Origin of the sequence: Pseudophaeobacter sp. C1-32P7 (genome assembly GCF_041008775.1) — a bacterium.
Lineage (GTDB): Bacteria > Pseudomonadota > Alphaproteobacteria > Rhodobacterales > Rhodobacteraceae > Phycobacter > Phycobacter gallaeciensis_A.
The window spans coordinates 115,738-133,223 of sequence record NZ_JAXGFR010000004.1 but is presented as its reverse complement, the minus strand read 5'-3'; the positions used below and the strand labels follow the sequence as shown (position 1 = coordinate 133,223).

Annotated in this window: 16 protein-coding genes; 10 read left to right on the top strand and 6 right to left on the bottom strand. The window is 63.0% G+C overall.

Going from position 1 to position 17,486, the window contains the following annotated elements; genetic code table 11:
- Positions 1-45: 45 nt before the first annotated feature.
- A complete protein-coding gene (locus tag SM763_RS07365) occupies positions 46-1,767 on the bottom strand; it encodes a Y-family DNA polymerase (RefSeq protein WP_368998122.1) in 1,722 nt (573 codons plus the stop codon).
- Positions 1,768-1,888: 121 nt separating this feature from the next.
- On the opposite strand from SM763_RS07365, the gene SM763_RS07360 reads away from it, so the two are divergent.
- Positions 1,889-2,386, top strand: coding sequence for a c-type cytochrome (locus SM763_RS07360; RefSeq protein ID WP_368998121.1), 498 nt, complete (start codon positions 1,889-1,891; stop codon positions 2,384-2,386).
- An 80-nt stretch (positions 2,387-2,466) separates the two neighbouring features.
- On the opposite strand, the gene SM763_RS07355 is transcribed toward SM763_RS07360, so the two are convergent.
- The gene (locus SM763_RS07355) at positions 2,467-3,084 is read right to left on the bottom strand and encodes a TetR/AcrR family transcriptional regulator (protein ID WP_368998120.1); all 618 of its coding nucleotides are present in this window, start codon (positions 3,082-3,084) and stop codon (positions 2,467-2,469) included.
- A 230-nt stretch (positions 3,085-3,314) separates the two neighbouring features.
- Here SM763_RS07355 and mbfA point away from each other — a divergent pair, with 230 nt between their 5' ends.
- The 8 genes from mbfA to SM763_RS07315 all read left to right on the top strand — a co-directional run bounded on the left by mbfA (position 3,315) and on the right by SM763_RS07315 (position 11,067).
- Entirely contained in the window at positions 3,315-4,289 is a 975-nt protein-coding gene (mbfA, locus tag SM763_RS07350) for an iron exporter MbfA (RefSeq protein WP_274838215.1), read from the top strand.
- A gap of 329 nt (positions 4,290-4,618) precedes the next feature.
- Positions 4,619-5,548 carry an AEC family transporter gene (locus tag SM763_RS07345; protein WP_368998119.1) on the top strand — a complete coding sequence of 310 codons (930 nt, stop codon included), beginning with the start codon at positions 4,619-4,621 and terminating at the stop codon, positions 5,546-5,548.
- A 134-nt stretch (positions 5,549-5,682) separates the two neighbouring features.
- Positions 5,683-6,516 carry an S-formylglutathione hydrolase gene (gene fghA / locus SM763_RS07340; protein WP_368998118.1) on the top strand — a complete coding sequence of 278 codons (834 nt, stop codon included), beginning with the start codon at positions 5,683-5,685 and terminating at the stop codon, positions 6,514-6,516.
- A 21-nt stretch (positions 6,517-6,537) separates the two neighbouring features.
- Positions 6,538-8,001: a Si-specific NAD(P)(+) transhydrogenase gene (sthA, locus tag SM763_RS07335; RefSeq protein ID WP_065271634.1), complete on the top strand. Its 1,464-nt coding sequence runs from the start codon at positions 6,538-6,540 to the stop codon at positions 7,999-8,001.
- Positions 7,998-8,453 (top strand): YaiI/YqxD family protein, encoded by a 456-nt coding sequence (locus SM763_RS07330; protein ID WP_274839998.1) that lies wholly within the window; start codon positions 7,998-8,000, stop codon positions 8,451-8,453. Before sthA ends, SM763_RS07330 begins: the two co-directional genes overlap by 4 nt.
- 93 nt (positions 8,454-8,546) lie before the next feature.
- Complete coding sequence (locus SM763_RS07325; RefSeq protein ID WP_274839999.1) at positions 8,547-9,509, top strand: DMT family transporter; 963 nt, start codon at positions 8,547-8,549, stop codon at positions 9,507-9,509.
- Between the two features lie 23 nt (positions 9,510-9,532).
- Entirely contained in the window at positions 9,533-10,153 is a 621-nt protein-coding gene (locus SM763_RS07320) for an HAD family hydrolase (protein ID WP_368998117.1), read from the top strand.
- Positions 10,150-11,067: an ornithine cyclodeaminase family protein gene (locus tag SM763_RS07315; RefSeq protein ID WP_368998116.1), complete on the top strand. Its 918-nt coding sequence runs from the start codon at positions 10,150-10,152 to the stop codon at positions 11,065-11,067. The genes SM763_RS07320 and SM763_RS07315 overlap by 4 nt, the downstream gene beginning before the upstream one ends.
- Before the next feature lie 169 nt (positions 11,068-11,236).
- Here the strand turns inward: SM763_RS07315 and SM763_RS07310 are convergent, their stop codons facing one another.
- Both SM763_RS07310 and SM763_RS07305 read right to left on the bottom strand, forming a co-directional pair.
- The gene (locus tag SM763_RS07310; RefSeq protein ID WP_368998115.1) at positions 11,237-12,259 is read right to left on the bottom strand and encodes a hypothetical protein; all 1,023 of its coding nucleotides are present in this window, start codon (positions 12,257-12,259) and stop codon (positions 11,237-11,239) included.
- Between the two features lie 264 nt (positions 12,260-12,523).
- Positions 12,524-13,774, bottom strand: a complete 1,251-nt coding sequence (locus tag SM763_RS07305; protein ID WP_368998114.1) for an MFS transporter — start codon at positions 13,772-13,774, stop codon at positions 12,524-12,526.
- 181 nt (positions 13,775-13,955) lie between these two features.
- Between SM763_RS07305 and zapE the strand changes: the two genes are divergently transcribed.
- Positions 13,956-15,026, top strand: coding sequence for a cell division protein ZapE (gene zapE / locus SM763_RS07300; protein ID WP_368948452.1), 1,071 nt, complete (start codon positions 13,956-13,958; stop codon positions 15,024-15,026).
- Between the two features lie 98 nt (positions 15,027-15,124).
- On the opposite strand, the gene SM763_RS07295 is transcribed toward zapE, so the two are convergent.
- Together SM763_RS07295 and accD are read right to left on the bottom strand one after the other, a co-directional pair.
- Positions 15,125-16,399: a bifunctional folylpolyglutamate synthase/dihydrofolate synthase gene (locus tag SM763_RS07295; RefSeq protein WP_368998113.1), complete on the bottom strand. Its 1,275-nt coding sequence runs from the start codon at positions 16,397-16,399 to the stop codon at positions 15,125-15,127.
- A gap of 101 nt (positions 16,400-16,500) precedes the next feature.
- Positions 16,501-17,463: an acetyl-CoA carboxylase, carboxyltransferase subunit beta gene (accD, locus tag SM763_RS07290; protein ID WP_274833271.1), complete on the bottom strand. Its 963-nt coding sequence runs from the start codon at positions 17,461-17,463 to the stop codon at positions 16,501-16,503.
- Positions 17,464-17,486: the final 23 nt, after the last annotated feature.

Below are 17,486 nucleotides of genomic sequence, written 5' to 3'. Positions count from 1 at the left end.
ACTTCGGCGCAGAGCGAAGGATCGGCGCCGCGGGCGGGGGCACGCTCAGGCAAAACTGCCCTGGCAGAACCAACCCCGCGACAGCGCCGCGCCATGGGCAAAGAACAACCACAACCGGGCCCCGCAGGTGGTCACCACCACCCAGTAATCGCGCACTCCGGTTCGCCAGTTCGGATCCTCCAACCACCATTCCGGGGCGATGCGCTCGGGGCCTTCGGCGGTGGTCAGCTCCCAGTCGCGCCCGCGCCAGCGGAACCGTTCGGGCACCTGGGGCACATCCGGGGCCATCACCAGTTCCGGGCGCCACAGCAACAAGGGGCGCGCATGGGGCGCTGCGGGCCAGTCCTGCGCAGGCTCTGACCAGGCGGCGGCCAGCACCTTGGCGGTTTTTTCCGGGATATGCGTCTCGACCGGGTGGCGCCGGGTGATCGCCTCCAGCCCGACCCGCGCGCCGATACGTCCGATCAGATCTTCCAGCGCCACGGTCTGCCCGCCCGCCTGCCGGGTTCTGGCGGCGGCAGTAGCCTCCAGATGACCTGCCTGGGTGCGGGCATGGATGGGTTCGGCCTGCATGGCCTCAAGACGTAGCATCTCGATGCCAAACCCCGCGTCGATCTGCTCCAGCTTCATCGCCAGCAGCGGCCGGATGCGGTCCGGGTCCCGGCTGGGTCGCGCCAAACCGACGGTCACGATCTGGGCCGCCTGATCGACCCGGTGCGCCTCAAGCCGCAGCAGACGCGCGCCCTTGCCGCGTTCCTCAAGCAAGGCGCAAAGCCGGGGCAGCATCCGATCGATCCCTGCCTGAAGATCCTCCACCAGGCCGATCGGCTCGGGCAGGGTCAGGCGCACCGCAAAACTGTCAGGCACCCCCGCCGGGGAGACCGGTTCCGGGGTGCTGCCCATGGCCTGATCAAGGCGCAGTACCAGCCCCCGGCCAAAGCGCCGCGCCAGACTGGCCCGGGGCTGATCCAGGAGATCGCCGATCTGCCGCAGGCCAAGTCGGCCCAGCTGCGCCACGGCTGACGCCTCCAGCCGCAGGGCCGCCACTGGCAGGGGCGCCAGAACCCGGTGCGCCTGCCCCACCGGCGCGATCCGTTCGGGCTGCTGCGACAGCTCGACCGCCTGCGGTGCCGCACCGCCCCGGGTCCAGTGCCTGCGCCCCGCCTTGCCCGAAGGCGCCCCTTGCCCCGGCGCCGCCGGGCGTACAGATATGCGGGCCGCGCGGGCGCGGGTGGCGCGGGCCTCCTGATCGATGGCATCGCCGGACCGGTCCACCGGCAACCCGGCCCCCTGCCCTGCATAGCGCGCCAGCGCCCAGGCCGCGCCCAGTGTATCGGCCAGCCCCATCCGCACCGTGATCCCCATGTCCGCGCAGTCCGCATCGATCTGCGTCAGCAGGGCCGCCTCGCCATCAAAAAGATGTGAACAGCCGGTCATGTCGAGATTGATTTCATCCGGGACCTGCGGCGCAACCCAGGGGCTGAACTTGCCCGCCCAGCGCCCAAGAGCCATCAAAAAAGCCGTTTCCGCCGGAATATTGCGCTTACGAGTCAAGAGCGTAGCGCAAATGGCATGGGCATCACGCAGCGGTTGCCCAACAAAAAGCCCCTCGGCCTCGGCCGCCTCATTTAACGCAGAAATAACCTGTGTGTTGGAAAGTTCCTCCACAATGGCCAGAGGCCCGGCAAGACTGCCACGCCCGGCGCGCATCACACGCTCTGCTCCGAGACGCGGAAACCAGAGCGACAATATGCGGCGGTGGGACATGACACGATCCGGTTTGATGGTCCAAAATTTTCGAAAACAAGCAGTCGGCACCGCCTATGTTCTACATTTGTTCAAATCATTCGATTCGGTCAATCCACCCCCACACACAGGAGCCGCGCTCATGACGCATCCGCTCATGCCCTCTGTCTCGCCGCGCGGCTTGCGCAGTATTCCTGTCCTTCTGGTGCTGGGGCTGGCCCTGGCAGGTGCGCAACTGGATGCGGCCGCACCGATCGCGGACAAGCACGTCAAGCGGCGGGTCGAGCTGATGGCCACCCAGAAAGCGGCCATTACCACGCTGGCTGACATGATGGCCGGGCGCACCAGCTTTAACGCCTCCAAGGCCAAGGCCGCCCGGCGCACGCTGGTGAAAACAACAGGCGACATCCGCAAACGGTTCAAGAAACCGCGCATGGATCCCAATTCACACGCCAACCCGCTGATCTGGCAACAATGGGATGATTTCGAAACCCGGGCAGAGACCGCCAAGGATGCTGCCAAACAGCTGAACGCATATACCTTGAACGGGTTGCGGCGAACGGTGCCCAGCATGGTGCAGGCCTGCCTCAGCTGTCACGAAACCTACCGGAATGCGCCCAACGATTTCATCACTCACTGAGGGAGACGTGACACAGGAGGGTCGCCCGGGGGGCGGGCCTCCATCAGCGAGGTCACACCGGACCGGCAAAGCGTCCCGGATCAGATCCCATAGCGGGCCAGGAACAGATCTACCGCCCCGGCAATCACCCGCTCGCGCTCTTCGGCGGAAAACTCGGTATCGATATTGAAGACCAGACGCGGCACCAGATCGGCCCGGCACAATTCGGCAAACTGGTCGGCAGCAAGATCGAAATCCTCGATCTGCAATTCCCCACGCGCGGCTGCGCCCTGCAGGTAATCGCGCAGCCGGGCCCGGACCACCATCGGCCCACTTTCATAGAACTGGCGCCCAAGATCCGGGAAGCGATCTGCCTCTGCCACGCAGATGCGGAACATGCGCAGGCCGAATTTCGACAGGCTGACCGACAGGATATGACGCCCGGCGGCGCAAAGCACATCACGCGGTGTACAGCAGGCCCCGGCCAGATCCATAGGTGCGTCGGCCTGACGGGCGCATTCGTTACGCGCAACCTCCATGAACAGCAGGCGCTTGTCGGGGAAATAGCTATAGAGCGTCGCCTTGGACACGCCCGCCGCACGGGCGATATCGTCGACGCTGGCGCCTTCAAAGCCATCGGCCATGAACACCTCGCGCGCGCCTTCCAGAACCTGGTCAAACTTGCGTCCGGTCCGGACAATGCTGGCTTGCTCATTCATGACCGGTCCTCGTGGCGCTGGCGGGATGACCGGACCACTTTAGCCTACCCATCCGCTGTTCAACAACTCCCCAGTCATCAACACTCCAGCAGCACCCGGAACACCCGACGTCAAAGCACGCGCAACAACGACAAATGCTGCACTCTGCCGCAGCGCGCCTCTGCCGATGGGTCTTGCGCTTTGTCCTCAGGCCCATATGGTTAGAACCATTCTAAAAAGATGAGGCCCAAATGCGCTTTCTTCCACAGCGAAAACGGTTTTCGGACCTGACCGGCCAGGAGATCCTGGCGCTGGCCATTTCATCCGAAGAAGACGATGCCCGGATCTATCGCGGTTATGCCGCGCGGCTGCGGGAGGATTTTCCTGCCACCGCGAAGATGTTCGATGGCATGGCCGCCGAAGAGGATGAGCACCGCGCCCGATTGATTGCCCTGCATGAACAGCGGTTTGGCCCGGCGATCCCGCTGATCCGGCGCGAACACGTGGCCGGTTATTACAACCGTCGCCCGATCTGGCTGATGGAGAACCTCAGCCTTGAGCGGATCCGCGAAGAAGCCAAGGCGATGGAGGCGGAGGCCGAACGCTTCTACCTCGCCGCAGCAGCCCGCACCCAGGACGCCGCCACCCGCAAATTGCTGGGCGATCTGGCGGCCGCCGAAGCGGGTCACCGCGACACCGCCGCCGAGCTGGAAGAGGCGCATCTGACGGGCGATGCGCGATCTGAGGAAGACCGCACCGCGCACCGGCAGTTCGTGCTGACCTGGGTGCAGCCGGGGCTGGCCGGGCTGATGGACGGTTCGGTCTCCACCCTGGCGCCGATCTTTGCCACCGCCTTTGCCACGCAGGACACCTGGACGACTTTCCTGGTCGGCGTTGCCGCCTCTGTGGGGGCGGGCATTTCCATGGGCTTTACCGAAGCAGCCTCGGACGATGGAGAGCTGTCGGGGCGCGGATCGCCGATGAAACGGGGCATTGCCTCGGGGGTAATGACGACGCTCGGCGGGCTTGGCCACGCCCTGCCCTATCTGATCCCCGAGTTCTGGACCGCGACGACCATCGCCTTTGTCATCGTGTTCGTGGAACTCTGGGCAATTGCCTGGATCCAGAACAAATACATGGAGACACCGTTCTGGCGCGCCACGCTGCAGGTGGTTCTGGGGGGAGCACTGGTTCTGGGCGCGGGCGCCCTGATCGGCAGCGGCTGACCGTCCAGAGCTACAGCGTCGGAATGCTCCCGCCCGCCGGCAACAGGCCCAAGGCCTGCCCCCTTCCCGTTGGGCGTAGCGCCGCGCCGACGCGCGGCGGGTTGCGCACCATCACCACCGGCGCACAGGCCGAAGCAGGAAAAACCATAGCCAAAGCATATCCCTGCCGTGCGCCAGCGCGGCGCGGCCCAACGGGAGCCCTGCATGTTTCATGCAGAGGCGACGGGCGGGAGGGGCGCGCTCATTTCCTCATCCCCCCTGCCCAATCAGGTCACCCACGAGCGCAATCAGGCTTTTCGTTTTGGTAAAATCAGGTTACCAGTTCAGCGATGGCTGACATATTCTTCAGAACCCTGCCCTTCTTTGCGATCATCGGCCTTGGCTACTGGGCCGGGCGCACGCGGTTCTTCACCGAAGAGGCCACGGCCTATCTGACGAAGTTCGTCTTCTTCTTCCCGCTTTCGGCGATGATTTTCCGCTTTGCCGCCAACCTGTCCTTTGCCGAGGTTTTCGACCCAAACCTGATCCTCGGCTATCTGGCAGGCACCGTCGCGGTCTACCTTATCGCCACGGCGGTGGCGGCCCTCAGGGGGTTGGACGTGCCCACCGCAGCGGTCGAGGCGCAATGCGCCGCCATCGGCAACGTCGGCTTCCTTGGCCTGCCGATGATGGCGATCCTGTTTGGCGAAGCCTCGATCGGGCCGATGATGGTGGTGCTGAGCGTCGATCTGGTGGTGTTCTCCTCGCTCATCGTCATCCTGATCAATGCCGGGCGCGGATCAGGTCTGGGGCCGCGCACTCTGAAACTGGTCGCAATGGGATTGGTACGCAACCCGATGATCGTCGCCATCGTCGCTGGGCTGGCCTGGTCCGCCTCGGCGCAGCCGATCCCGGCGCCGGTCAATGATTTCCTGTCGATCCTCGGCGGCGCCGCCACTCCCGGCGCGCTTTTTGCCATCGGTGCCTCGCTGGCCTCGAAATCGGCCGAGCGCATGCAGGTTGCCGTCTGGCTCAGCTTTGCCAAGCTGGTGCTGCATCCGCTCTGCGTTGCCATTGGCGTGTTGTGGCTGGTGCCCGTCGCCAACTTTCCGGCCTCGGTGGCCATCGCGGCAGCCTCGCTGCCGGTGGCGGGCAATGTCTACATGCTGGCGCAGCATTACAACGTCGCGCCGCACCGGGTTTCAGCGGCGATTCTGATTTCGACCGCGCTGTCGATCCTGACCGTACCGCTGGCTATCGCCTGGGCGTCTGGACTTTAATCTCCACCAACCGGCCAGCATTCAGTCTTTTGCAAAGCTTCTGACGCAAAAAGGCTGCGACAGGGCGCCGCAACACTGGACCCGGCCCCCGTCGGCGGGTAGCTGATAGGCACTCATTTGCAAGGAGCCTCACCATGGAAACCGTATCGGAAAACAAATGCTTTGGCGGCGTGCAGGGCGTCTACCGGCACAAGAGCACGGTCACCAACTGCGATATGACCTTTGGCCTGTTCCTGCCGGAAGAGGCAAAGGATGGTCCGGTGCCGCTCCTGTGGTTCCTGTCCGGGCTGACCTGCACCCATGAAAACGCCATGACCAAGGCGGGCGCGCAGGCCTGGTGCGCCGAGCAGGGCATCGCCATTGTTTTCCCCGACACCTCGCCGCGCGGCGACGATGTGGCTGACGATGAAAACTACGACCTGGGCAAGGGCGCGGGGTTCTACGTGAACGCCACCCAGGATCCCTGGGCGCCGCATTACCAGATGTGGGACTATATCGCCGAAGAACTGCCCGCCTTTCTGGGCGCAAATTTCTCGGTCGATCTGGAGCGGCAGGCGACCACCGGCCACTCAATGGGCGGCCATGGCGCGCTGACGCTGGCGATGAACCTGCCCGGACGGTTCCGCTCGGTCTCGGCCTTTGCGCCGATCTGCAACCCGACCGCCAGCGACTGGGGCCGCAAGCAGCTGACCGCCTATCTGGGCGCGGATGAGGCGGCATGGGCGAAACATGACGCCAGCCTGATGATGCGCGACACCGGTTTTGACGGACCGGTTCTTGTCGACACTGGCACCGCCGACCAGTTCTATGAGCTGCTGCGCCCCGAAGCCCTGGCACAGGCTGTCGCCGAACGCCGCCAGCAGGCCACGCTGCGGCTGCAACCGGGCTATGACCACAGCTATTTCTTCATCTCCACCTTCATGGAAGAGCATGTCTCGTTTCACGCCGAGGCGCTGTACCGGGACTGATCCGCAAAAGGACCGAACCACATGAGCCAGTACGACTACGATCTTGTCATCATCGGCTCTGGCCCCTCGGGCCGGACTGCCGCCATTCAGGCCGGGAAACTCAAGCGGCGGGTGCTGGTCATCGACCGCAAGGACCGGCTGGGGGGCGTTTCGGTGCACACCGGCACGGTGCCGTCGAAAACCCTGCGAGAAACGGTGCTGAACCTCACCGGCTGGCGCGAGCGCAGTTTCTACGGCCGCGCCTACCGGGTGAAGGATCAGATCGATGCCGAGGACCTGAAGGCGCGCCTGCACATGACGCTGGACCACGAGGTGGACGTGCTGGAGCACCAGTTCAACCGCAACCACGTGGACTGGCTGGCAGGGCTTGCGCGCTTTACCGGTCCAAACGAGATTGAAGTGGCGACAGAGGCCGGCGACACCACTCGGATCACCGGCGAGAAGTTCCTGATCGCCACCGGCACCCGCACCTATCGCCCCGATGACGTGCCCTTTAACGGCAAGACCGTGGTCGATGGCGACGAGTTCCTGGAAATGGAGGAAATCCCGCGCTCGCTGATCGTGGTCGGCGCCGGGGTCATCGGCGTGGAATATGCCACCATGTTCTCGGCGCTTGATGTGCGAGTGACCCTGATCGAGCCGCGCGAGACCTTCCTGGATTTCATCGACCGCACCATCATCGAGGATTTCACCCATCAGATCCGCGAAAACGGTGTCGACCTGCGGCTTGGCTCGGCCATCGAGAAGATCGAGGACGAAGGCAGCCATATCGAGGTCAGCATGGCCAATGGCCGCCATGTGCGCGGTGAAATGCTGCTGTTCGCGGCCGGACGCATGGGCAATACCGACAATCTTAACCTCAAGGCCGTGGGGCTGGAGACCGACCACCGAGGCCGCATCAGCGTCGAGCGCAAGACCTACCAGACCTCGGTGCCGCATGTGTATGCCACCGGTGATGTGATCGGGCACCCCTCTCTCGCCTCCACATCCCTGCAGCAGGGCCGCGTTGCCGCCTGTCACGCGCTGGAGACGCCCACCGTTCCCGAAAGCCCCTGGTTCCCCTATGGCATCTATTCAGTGCCGGAAATCTCCACCTGCGGCATGTCCGAGGAAGAGCTACAGGAACGCGGTGTGCCCTATGAGGTCGGAATCGCGCGGTTCCGCGAAACCTCGCGCGGGCATATCATGGGTCTGGAACACGGCATGCTGAAAATGCTGTTCTCCCTCAAAACCCGCCGAGTGCTGGGGGTTCAGATCGTCGGTGAAGGCGCCACCGAGCTTATTCACATTGCCCAGGCGGTGCTGAACCTTCAGGGCACGGTGGAATACTTCGTCCAGAACACCTTCAACTATCCGACCCTGGCCGAAGCCTACAAGATCGCGGGTCTGGATGCCTTCAACCGGATGCCCATCCCGGATGAGTTCAAGGTGAAGCAGCCGACCAAAGCGCCCGAGAAATCAGAGCCTAAAAAGGCGAAAGAGTGAGCGCGCTTTACATTGATGCCGACGCCTGCCCGGTCAAGGCAGAGGCCGAGCGGGTCGCCACCCGTCACGGGCTGAAGATGTTCGTGGTCTCCAACGGCGGTTTGCGCCCCTCGGCCAATCCGCTGGTGGAAACCGTGATCGTCTCCGAAGGCGCCGATGTGGCCGACATGTGGATCGCCGACCGCTGCGGACCGGGCGATGTGGTGGTGACCGGGGATATCCCTCTCGCCGCGAAATGCATCGAAACCGGCGCCCGGGTTCTGCGCCACAATGGCGAACGCTTCACCGAGGCCAACATTGGCCAGCAGCTGGCGATGCGCGATCTGATGGCCGATCTGCGCGCCGCCAACCCCTTGGGCGCGGGGGGCAGCGGCAAGGGCTTCACCAAAGCGGACCGCTCGCGGTTTCTGGACAGTCTGGAGCGCGAGATCCGGGCCGCCAAACAGTCCTGAACGAAAACAATTTTCCGGCAACAAAGTCTCACCCAGAGCCTTGCGGCGGAGAGGCAACTCCGTCACTGATCAGGCAAGCGTGCAGGGGGGACCATGAGTCAGGAAATCAAAGTCAGTGTTCTGGGGCTTCTGGCCGCCGCCGGATCGGCCATCAGTTTCTCCGTCATCGACGTGATCTTCAAATTCCTGTCCGGGGACTACCCCCTTTATCAGGTGGTCATGGTCCGCTCTGTGGTGGCGCTTCTGGTGCTGGCGGCGGTGATTATTCCCCTCGAAGGGGGATTTAACATCCTGCGCACCCGGCAGCCGAAACTGCACCTGATGCGCTGCTGCGCGGTGCTGTTTGCCAACATCTGCTTTTTCACCGGGCTGGCCATCATGCCCATCGCCGAGGCTGTCGCCATCGCCTTTGCCACGCCGCTGATCGTGACTGCCCTGTCGGTCGTTGTGCTGAAAGAGCGCGTCGGTCCCTGGCGCTGGGGTGCGGTGGCGGTGGGGTTCCTTGGCATTCTGATCATCATGCGGCCCGGCCCCGGCAGTTTCCAGGCCGCCGCGATCCTGCCATTCCTGGGCGCCTGCGGCTATGCCACGCTGCACGTGCTTACCCGCCTGGCGGGCGGCGCCGACAAGGCGGCGACCCTGTCGTTCTACCCCACCTTCGGCTTTCTTGTGGTCAGCGCGCTGGTCGGCCTTTTCACCGGTGACGGGCGGTTTGCCACCGGCGACAACGCCGCAGTGGATTACATCCTGCGCGCCTGGGTCTGGCCCGCGCCTCAGGACTGGTGGCTGTTCATCGGGGTCGGACTGGCCGGATCCGTTGGCGGCTATCTGGTCAGCCAGGCCTACCGGCTGAACGAAGCAGGACTGGCCGCGCCGTTTGAGTATATCGCCATGCCGATGGCCGTGCTCTGGGGCGTTCTGGTGTTCGATGAATGGCCCGATCTGCCGGTCTGGGCCGGTTCGGCCTTGATCATCGGCGCCGGCCTTGTTTCAGTCTGGCGGGAAACCCGGCGCAGCCGCCCGGTGGCCCGCCCGCGCCCACGTTCGGTCGGGTAATGTAACGGAACAGGAAGCAGCAGATGCCCATCGACGCCGTCGTTTTCGACATTGGCCGCGTGCTGATCGAATGGAACCCCGAGGCTTTCTTTGACGCCCGCCTCGGCCCCGAGCGCCGCAAGAGGCTGTTTGCCGAGGTCGATCTGCACGGGATGAACCTGGGCGTGGACCGCGGCGATGATTTCCGCGCCTCGGTCTACGGGCTGGCCGAGCGTCACCCGGAGTGGTCCCAGGAAATCCGCCACTGGCACGACAGCTGGATCGAAATGGCCTCTCCCGAGATCCCGCACTCGGTGCGACTGATGCGAGCGCTACAGGCCCGCGACATCCCAGTGTTTGCCCTGACCAATTTCGGCGTCGGCACCTTTGCGGTGGCGCGCCAGACCTATCCGTTTTTCGATGAATTCGATCAGGCCTTCGTGTCGGGCGATCTGCGCACCATCAAGCCCGAGCCCGAGATCTACGCGCATCTGGAACGCGACACAGGCATTGCGCCGGAGCGCCTGCTGTTCACCGATGACCGCCCCGAAAACATTGACGCCGCCGCGCAACGCGGCTGGCATACCCATCTATTCACCACACCCGACACCTGGGCCGCGCGCCTGGTGGCAGAGGGGCTGTTGACCCCAGAGGAGGCAAAATGAGCATTCCATCCATCGGTTTCAAAGAGGGCGAGGCCCTGCTGGACTGGGTCGGCTTCACCGAGGCGCTGGCCAAGGGGCATAATCTGCCCAAGGCGGAAATCGGCGATACTTTCCTCTACCGTGATCCCGACACGCTGCTCAGCCGCTCGGCCTGGATCGACGGCATGGGGCTGGCCGTAAAGACGGCGACAATCTTTCCCGGCAATCCCAAAGCGGGCAAGCCGATGGTCAATGGCGCGGTCTGTCTTTACTCCGATCAGGACGGTACCCTGGACGCGCTGGTGGATTTCCACCTGGTGACCAAGTGGAAGACCGCGGGCGACAGCCTGCTTGGCGCCATGCGTCTGGCTAACCCCGACAGCCGCGACATCCTGATCGTCGGAGCGGGCACCGTCGCCGGATCGCTGGTCGAGGCCTTTGGTGCCGCCTACCCCCGCGCCCAAATCCGGGTCTGGAACCGCACCCAGTCCAAGGCCGAAGACATGAAGGCCAGCTATCCGCAGATCGAGGTTGCCGCCGATCTGGAAGCCGCCGTGCGCTCGGCCGATATCATCGTCACCTCCACCATGTCATCGACCCCGGTGGTTCAGGGCGCATGGCTGAAACCCGGCCAGCACCTGAACCTGATCGGTGCCTACCGCCCCGACATGCGCGAGACCGATGACGAGGCGCTTTGCCGCGCGCGCATCTATTGCGACAGTTTCGACACCACGCTGGATCACATCGGTGAGTTCAAGATCCCGCTGTCCGAGGGCGTCATCCAGCGCGGCGATGTGCTGGCGGATTTCTATTCCCTCGACAGCTTCCCGGCCTATGATCCCGAGGCGATCACCCTGTTCAAGAACGGCGGCGGCGCCCATCTGGACCTGATGACCAGCCGTCACATTCTGGAGAAATGGCGCGCGAAGGGCTAACGTGCGGCCAATAATCAAAGCCTATGAAATCTTGAAGGGACAAGGAGTAAGCCTGATCAATTCTCGATCTCGCCAGAGGAGCTGCGGTTTTCTGACGTCCTGTCGATGCAAGTCACCTTTGAGCCCGAAGATCGAACAGCATCAGGGTTGGAGGCCAAGGCGCGCGACATCACGCACGCGCGTCTCGCAGGTACTCCAACCCAATCTCACCAGATTTTTCAAGGAAGCTCAGGACACTAAGAGTGAAACGGTTCTCCTTGCTTGGATCGAGGACGGGCTCACCATCGACCACCGTGATGCCATCAAACATCCGAGTGAATTGGCTTTGCCTTGCCTCTGACATGGTCCAGTCAGCATCAAAGGCAACGCCGTTTTCCGGCTGAACGACCAGCCCTTCTCCAGCAGTATCCAGTGTCGCATAGCCTTTATCATAGTTGGCGGCATGTACGCTGGAGAAGACGTCAACCTGGAGTCTCAACTCGCCACGCTGGAATTCGTCCCGCCGTTTGGCCAGAAGATCGGCGCGTATTGCCGCCAAATCATCCTCCTGTAGCGGCTCGCCAAGCTCCGTCCGTTCCGTGGCATCCCCCGCGAATTGCCCGAACTCATCACTGCGCGCCATCTCAAACGTGGTTTTGATTGCATTCATTTGCATATCGACCATCGCGTTGATCTGATGATCGATGAGCTCTTCTTCGGTCATGCCTACGTACTGCTCACCAAACAAGATCGACCGGGCATTACTGAGCATCTCTGCGCCCTGCGACGCAAGGGATGACTGCAGGCTGAATTTCATCTGCAACAGACCGGCTGCTTTTGTGTCATCGGACAGCTTCTGAGATTGCTCAAGCTCCAAATCGGACAGTATCGTGTCCTCCGGCAGGCCTTCTCCTGGTTCAAGTTCAAGATCCTGATTTGCCAGCCCGCGGAAAACCGCGCCAATAGTCTCCAACTCATTCCTGACGAGAGATTGGATCTTTTCGAGAACATCCTGCGTCTTTCGCGACAGCGTGGCCGGGCCAACCGACGTAACCCTTGGATCAGAATAGACGCCAGTCATGTCTGTGCTGACACCACGGCTAAAAACACTGGCCGGGCCGGGCGATGCAGCAGGTTGTCCAGCCGGATCAGCCGCCTTGGGCTCTTGAAATAGCGAAGTCGTGTAAGTGCTAAAAGTATTATTGATTTGCATGGTTTACCTCACGATACGGCGGCCGAGCCTCGAATGGACCCATCCACTGCATCACAGTGATACTCATAAAAACGGGTAAACGATGCGGGATGCAATCGTTAAAGTTGTCTTGGGCGACATGCCAGCACGGCTGCTTCCGTCACACGACGTGATGCTCAAGGCTAGCGCCCAGGTTCAAAAATCATCGCGGAGCTAAGAAGCATTCTTGGACGTTACGCCGCGAAGCCGACACTGCTGCGGCATTCGGCACCGGCTGAATTCACTTCACGCCGCCACGCTCCCCAGCGGGCGTTCCCGCACCGGCAAATGCACGATGGCGCTGAAGGCCCCGACGGCCACCCCGATCCACCACACGAAGGTGTAATCGCCATAGGCGTCATACATCCGCCCGCCCAGCCAGACGCCGAGGAAACTGCCGAGCTGGTGACTGAAGAAGACGATCCCGTAAAGCGTCCCCATATAGCGCAGCCCGTAAATATGCGCGACAAGTCCCGACGTCAGCGGCACCGTCGCCAACCACAGGGACCCCATGACGATGGAGAAGACGATCACCGACGTCGGCGTAATCGGCACCATGATAAAGGCCGCCGCCGCGATGGTCCGCCCGGTATAGATCGCCGCCAGCAGGTATTTCTTGGAGTAGCGGTTGCCCAGATATCCCGCCAGCAGGGTGCCGCCGACGTTGGCCGCCCCGATCAGCGAGATCGCAACCGCCCCCAGCGCCGAGGTCGAAGTGATCCCGAGACTATAGAGCGCGCCGCCCGGCATGATCGGCCCGCACATCTCGGTCACGAAGGCCGGGAAATGCGCGGTGACAAAGGCCAGCTGATAGCCACAGCTAAAGAACCCGAGGAAGATCAGCGTATAGGACGGATCCTTGAAGGCCTTGATCAGGATGGTGCCCATGCTCTCTTCAAGCTCAGATTTGCTCGCCATCTGCGGCGCGCGCATAAGCGGCAGCGTCAGGATCAGCGCCAGCACCACGCCTGCAAAGATCAGGAACACGGTCTGCCACGTCAGGAAGGACAGCATCCATTCCGCCCAGGGCGCGCCAAAGATTTGCCCGGCAGAGCCTGCCGCCGTGACAATCGCCAGCGACATCGAGCGGTTTTCATCCGAGCTGGCCCGGCCCACGACCGCTAGAACCACGCCAAAGCCGGTGCCCGCAATGCCAAAGCCCACCAGCCATTCATAGGCCTGCATCTGGAACGGCGTCACCGCGCCTGCGCTCAGCACCAGCCCCGCCGCATAAGTAAGCGCGCCAAGGATGATGGCCTTTCTGTCACCGATCTTCTCGGCCACCGCGCCAAAGATCGGCTGCCCGATCCCCCAGGCCAGGTTCTGGATCGCGATCGCCAGCGAGAACTCCGAGCGCAGCCAGCCGAACTCCTCGGCGATGGGGATCTGGAACACTCCGAACGAGGCGCGCACCGCAAAGCTGACCATAATGATCACGCAGCCCACGATCAAAACGGGGGTGAACAAGGGTGTTTTCTGTGCCGCTGCGCTGCTCATGCCGGGTCCTTTCAAATCAGAGCTGCGACGGTAGGCATTGCGGCCCCGGGGTCAATTCAAGAAATCTGCGCAGTCACATAAGGAAAATTGATGTGACCTGACTGCCTTCCAGCCAGGCGCTTGTTGCTTCATCTGCCCGCATGGCTTTTCAACCGCCTGCCTGCGCGCTATGGCTGGCGCCATGACCCAGGTTAGCGCGCTTTATCAGACCCGCAGCGAAGCAGGCCAGATCCGCCCGGATCCGGCGCAGCAAGCTGTTCTGCCGGAATTCGACCGTATTGCCGAAGGGCTGATGGCCCCGCCGGTGAAACGGGGCCTCTTCCGCAAGGCTACTCGGGAAGAGGTCAAGGGCCTCTACCTCTGGGGCGGCGTCGGGCGCGGCAAATCCATGCTGATGGATCTCTTTGTCGATAGCCTCGGCGATATCCCCGCGCGGCGGGTGCATTTTCACGCCTTCATGCAGGAAATCCACGCCAAGATGCACGAGGCGCGTCAGAACGGCGTGCAGGATGCCCTCGCGCCGGTGGCAAAGGAGGTCGCCGACTCCGTGCGCCTTCTGGCCTTTGACGAGATGCAGATTACCGATATCACCGATGCGATGATCGTGGGGCGGCTGTTTGAATCCCTCTTCGAGGCAGGCGTCACCGTGGTCACCACCTCGAACCGGGTGCCGGATGATCTTTACAAAAACGGCCTCAACCGCCAGCTCTTCCTGCCCTTCATCGATCTGATCAAGGAAAAGATGCAGGTCTGGGAAATGGTCAGCCCGGTAGATTACCGGCAGGACCGTCTCAAGGGCTCACCGGTCTATTTCTCGCCTGTGAATGCCGACTCCCGCGCCCAGCTCCGCGCCATCTGGGAGGATCTGTCGGGCGGTGATGCCCAACCCCTGACGCTTGAGGTGAAGGGCCGCGAGGTCGTGCTGCCCGGTTTCAGGAATGGCGTGGCACGGGCAAGTTTTTATGACCTTTGCGGCAAAATGCTGGGGCCGGGCGATTATCTGGCCATCGCCGAAGAGGTGAAGGTGCTGGTGCTTGAGGATATCCCGCGCCTGTCCCGCAGCAACTTCAACGAGGCAAAGCGTTTCGTCACCCTCATCGATGCGCTCTACGAGGCGCAGGTGCGGCTGATCTGCACCGCCGCGGCCGAGCCGGAATATCTATACGTCGAAGGCGACGGTGCCTTCGAGTTCGAGCGCACCGCCTCGCGCCTGCGGGAAATGCAAGACAAGGATTGGGGACAGGACGGCTGAGCCTGCCCCGCGCCGCGCAAGCGGCGCCACGCCCAACAGGATGAGATCGCAAGATCGAAGACGGGCGGGAGCGCCCCTGCCCGCCTTTGCCTAATCCCTCAGCCGTTTTCGCGCAGGATATGGCCCGCCAGATAGAGCGATCCGCAGATCAGCACACGTGCGGAGGGATCGTTGGCGATGATTGCCTGCAGCGCCGACAGGGCATTCTCGGCCCGGGTTGCGGTAATGCCGACGGATTGCGCTGCTGCCTCGGTTTCCTCAGTGCTCAGCGTCGCCGCCTCGCCGGGGATGGAAATGGCCGTTAGGCTCTCCACATGGGGCACGAGCGGTGCCATGTAGCCGGTTACATCCTTGGTGTTCAGCATACCGCAGATCAGATGCGTTGGCCGTTTCGGCAGCCCCGCCAGAACATCCGCCAGCGCATGACCAGCCGCCGCGTTATGCCCGCCGTCCAGCCAGAGCTCGGCGCCCGCGGCCGCCTCCACCAATGGACCGGCCTTCAGCCGCTGCATCCGGGCGGGCCATTCAGCCCGCGCCATCGCCGCCTCACAAGCCACCTCATCCGCGCCCAGATGGCGCAGGACGGCCAGAGCCATCCCCGCGTTCTGCACCTGATGCGCGCCGATCAGCGCGGGCATCGGCAGGTCCAGCAGCCCGGTTTCATCCTGAAAGATCAGCCGCCCGCGTTCCTCATAGACATGCCAGTGCTGTCCATGGGCGATCAGCGGCGCGCCAAGGCGGGCAGCGACATCCTCGATCACCTCCATCGCCTCATCCTCCTGTGGGCCGACGACCACCGGTACGCCGCGCTTGATGATGCCTGCCTTTTCGCCCGCGATCTTGGCCAGGGTATTGCCAAGGAACTGTTCGTGATCGATCGACACAGGCGTGATCACCGACAGGGCGGGTTTTCCAATCACGTTGGTGGCATCCAGCCGCCCGCCAAGTCCGACTTCGAGCAGCGTGTAATCCGCAGGCGTGCGGGCAAAGGCCAGCAGCGCAGCGCAGGTGGTGATCTCGAAATAGGTGATATTCTCACCGCCATTCTTGGCATAGCACTCGTCGAGCACCTCACTCAGATGCGCCTCCGAGATCAGTTCTCCGGCCAAACGGATCCGTTCGTGAAACCGCGCCAGATGCGGCGAGGTATAGGCGTGCACCGATTTTCCGGCCCCCTCGAGACCCGCACGGATCATCGCCTGGGTCGATCCCTTACCATTGGTGCCTGCGATATGGATCACCGGCGGCAGCCTGTCCTGCGGGTTATCCAGCGCCGCCAGCAGCCGCCAGACCCGGTCCAGCGTCAGGTCGATGATCTTGGGATGCAGCGCCATCATGCGATCGAGGATGGCGTCGGAACTCGCTTTGGTCATGGGTGGCTCCCGAACCGGATCTGATGAAAAAGCCCGCCCGCCGGATCAGGCAGACGGGCGCGGCAAAGCACCCAGCACGGGCGCTTCTTTCAATGACAGGGCTATTTGCTATCGGCCTCTGCGGCTGCGGCAGATCCCGCGTCGTTTTCGACCTTTGGCGCGGGCAGCTCTTCGGCAACCGGTTCCGGCGCAGGCAGATCGCCGTGCACCTGCGGTGGCATGCTCATCAACATGCGGACGATAGTGATCAGCTCCTCACGCAGCTCGGTGCGCGGGGTCACCCGGTCCAGCATGCCGTGATCCAGCAGGTATTCCGCACGCTGGAACCCTTCGGGCAGTTTTTCGCGGATGGTCTGCTCGATCACCCGGGGGCCTGCAAAACAAATCAGCGCGTTGGGTTCGGAGATCTGCACATCGCCCAGCATCGCATAGGAGGCCGTCACACCGCCGGTGGTGGGATGGGTCAGAACCACGATATAGGGCAGGCCTGCCTCTTTCAGCATCTGCACCGCCACGGTGGTGCGCGGCATCTGCATCAGCGACAGGATGCCTTCCTGCATGCGGGCACCGCCTGCGGCAGAGAACAGGATCAGCGGCCGGTGCAGCTTTACCGCTTCTTCGGCGGCGGCAATGATCGCATTGCCCACATACATGCCCATGGAGCCGCCCATGAAGGAAAAGTCCTGGGCCACCGCCACGATGGGCGTACGGCCCATTTCACCAGCAGCGACCAGCATGGCCTCTTTTTCGCCGGTCTTCTTCTGCGCCGCCTTCATGCGGTCTGGGTATTTCTTCTGGTCGCGGAACTTCAGCGGGTCCGCCAGCGGCTCGGGCACCTCGACCTCGCTGAACACACCACCGTCGAACAGGGCCGTGAACCGGTCCCGCGGGGTGATGTGCATGTGATGGCCGCAGTTGGTGCAGACGTTCAGATTGTCCTTCAACTCGCGGTGAAACAGCATGGTGCCGCACTCATCGCACTTGGTCCACAGGTTCTCTGGGACTTCGCGGCGCGAGAAGATCGAGTTGATCCGCGGCCGGACGTAGTTGGTGATCCAGTTCATATCGTGCCTCTGTAGGGGCTGTT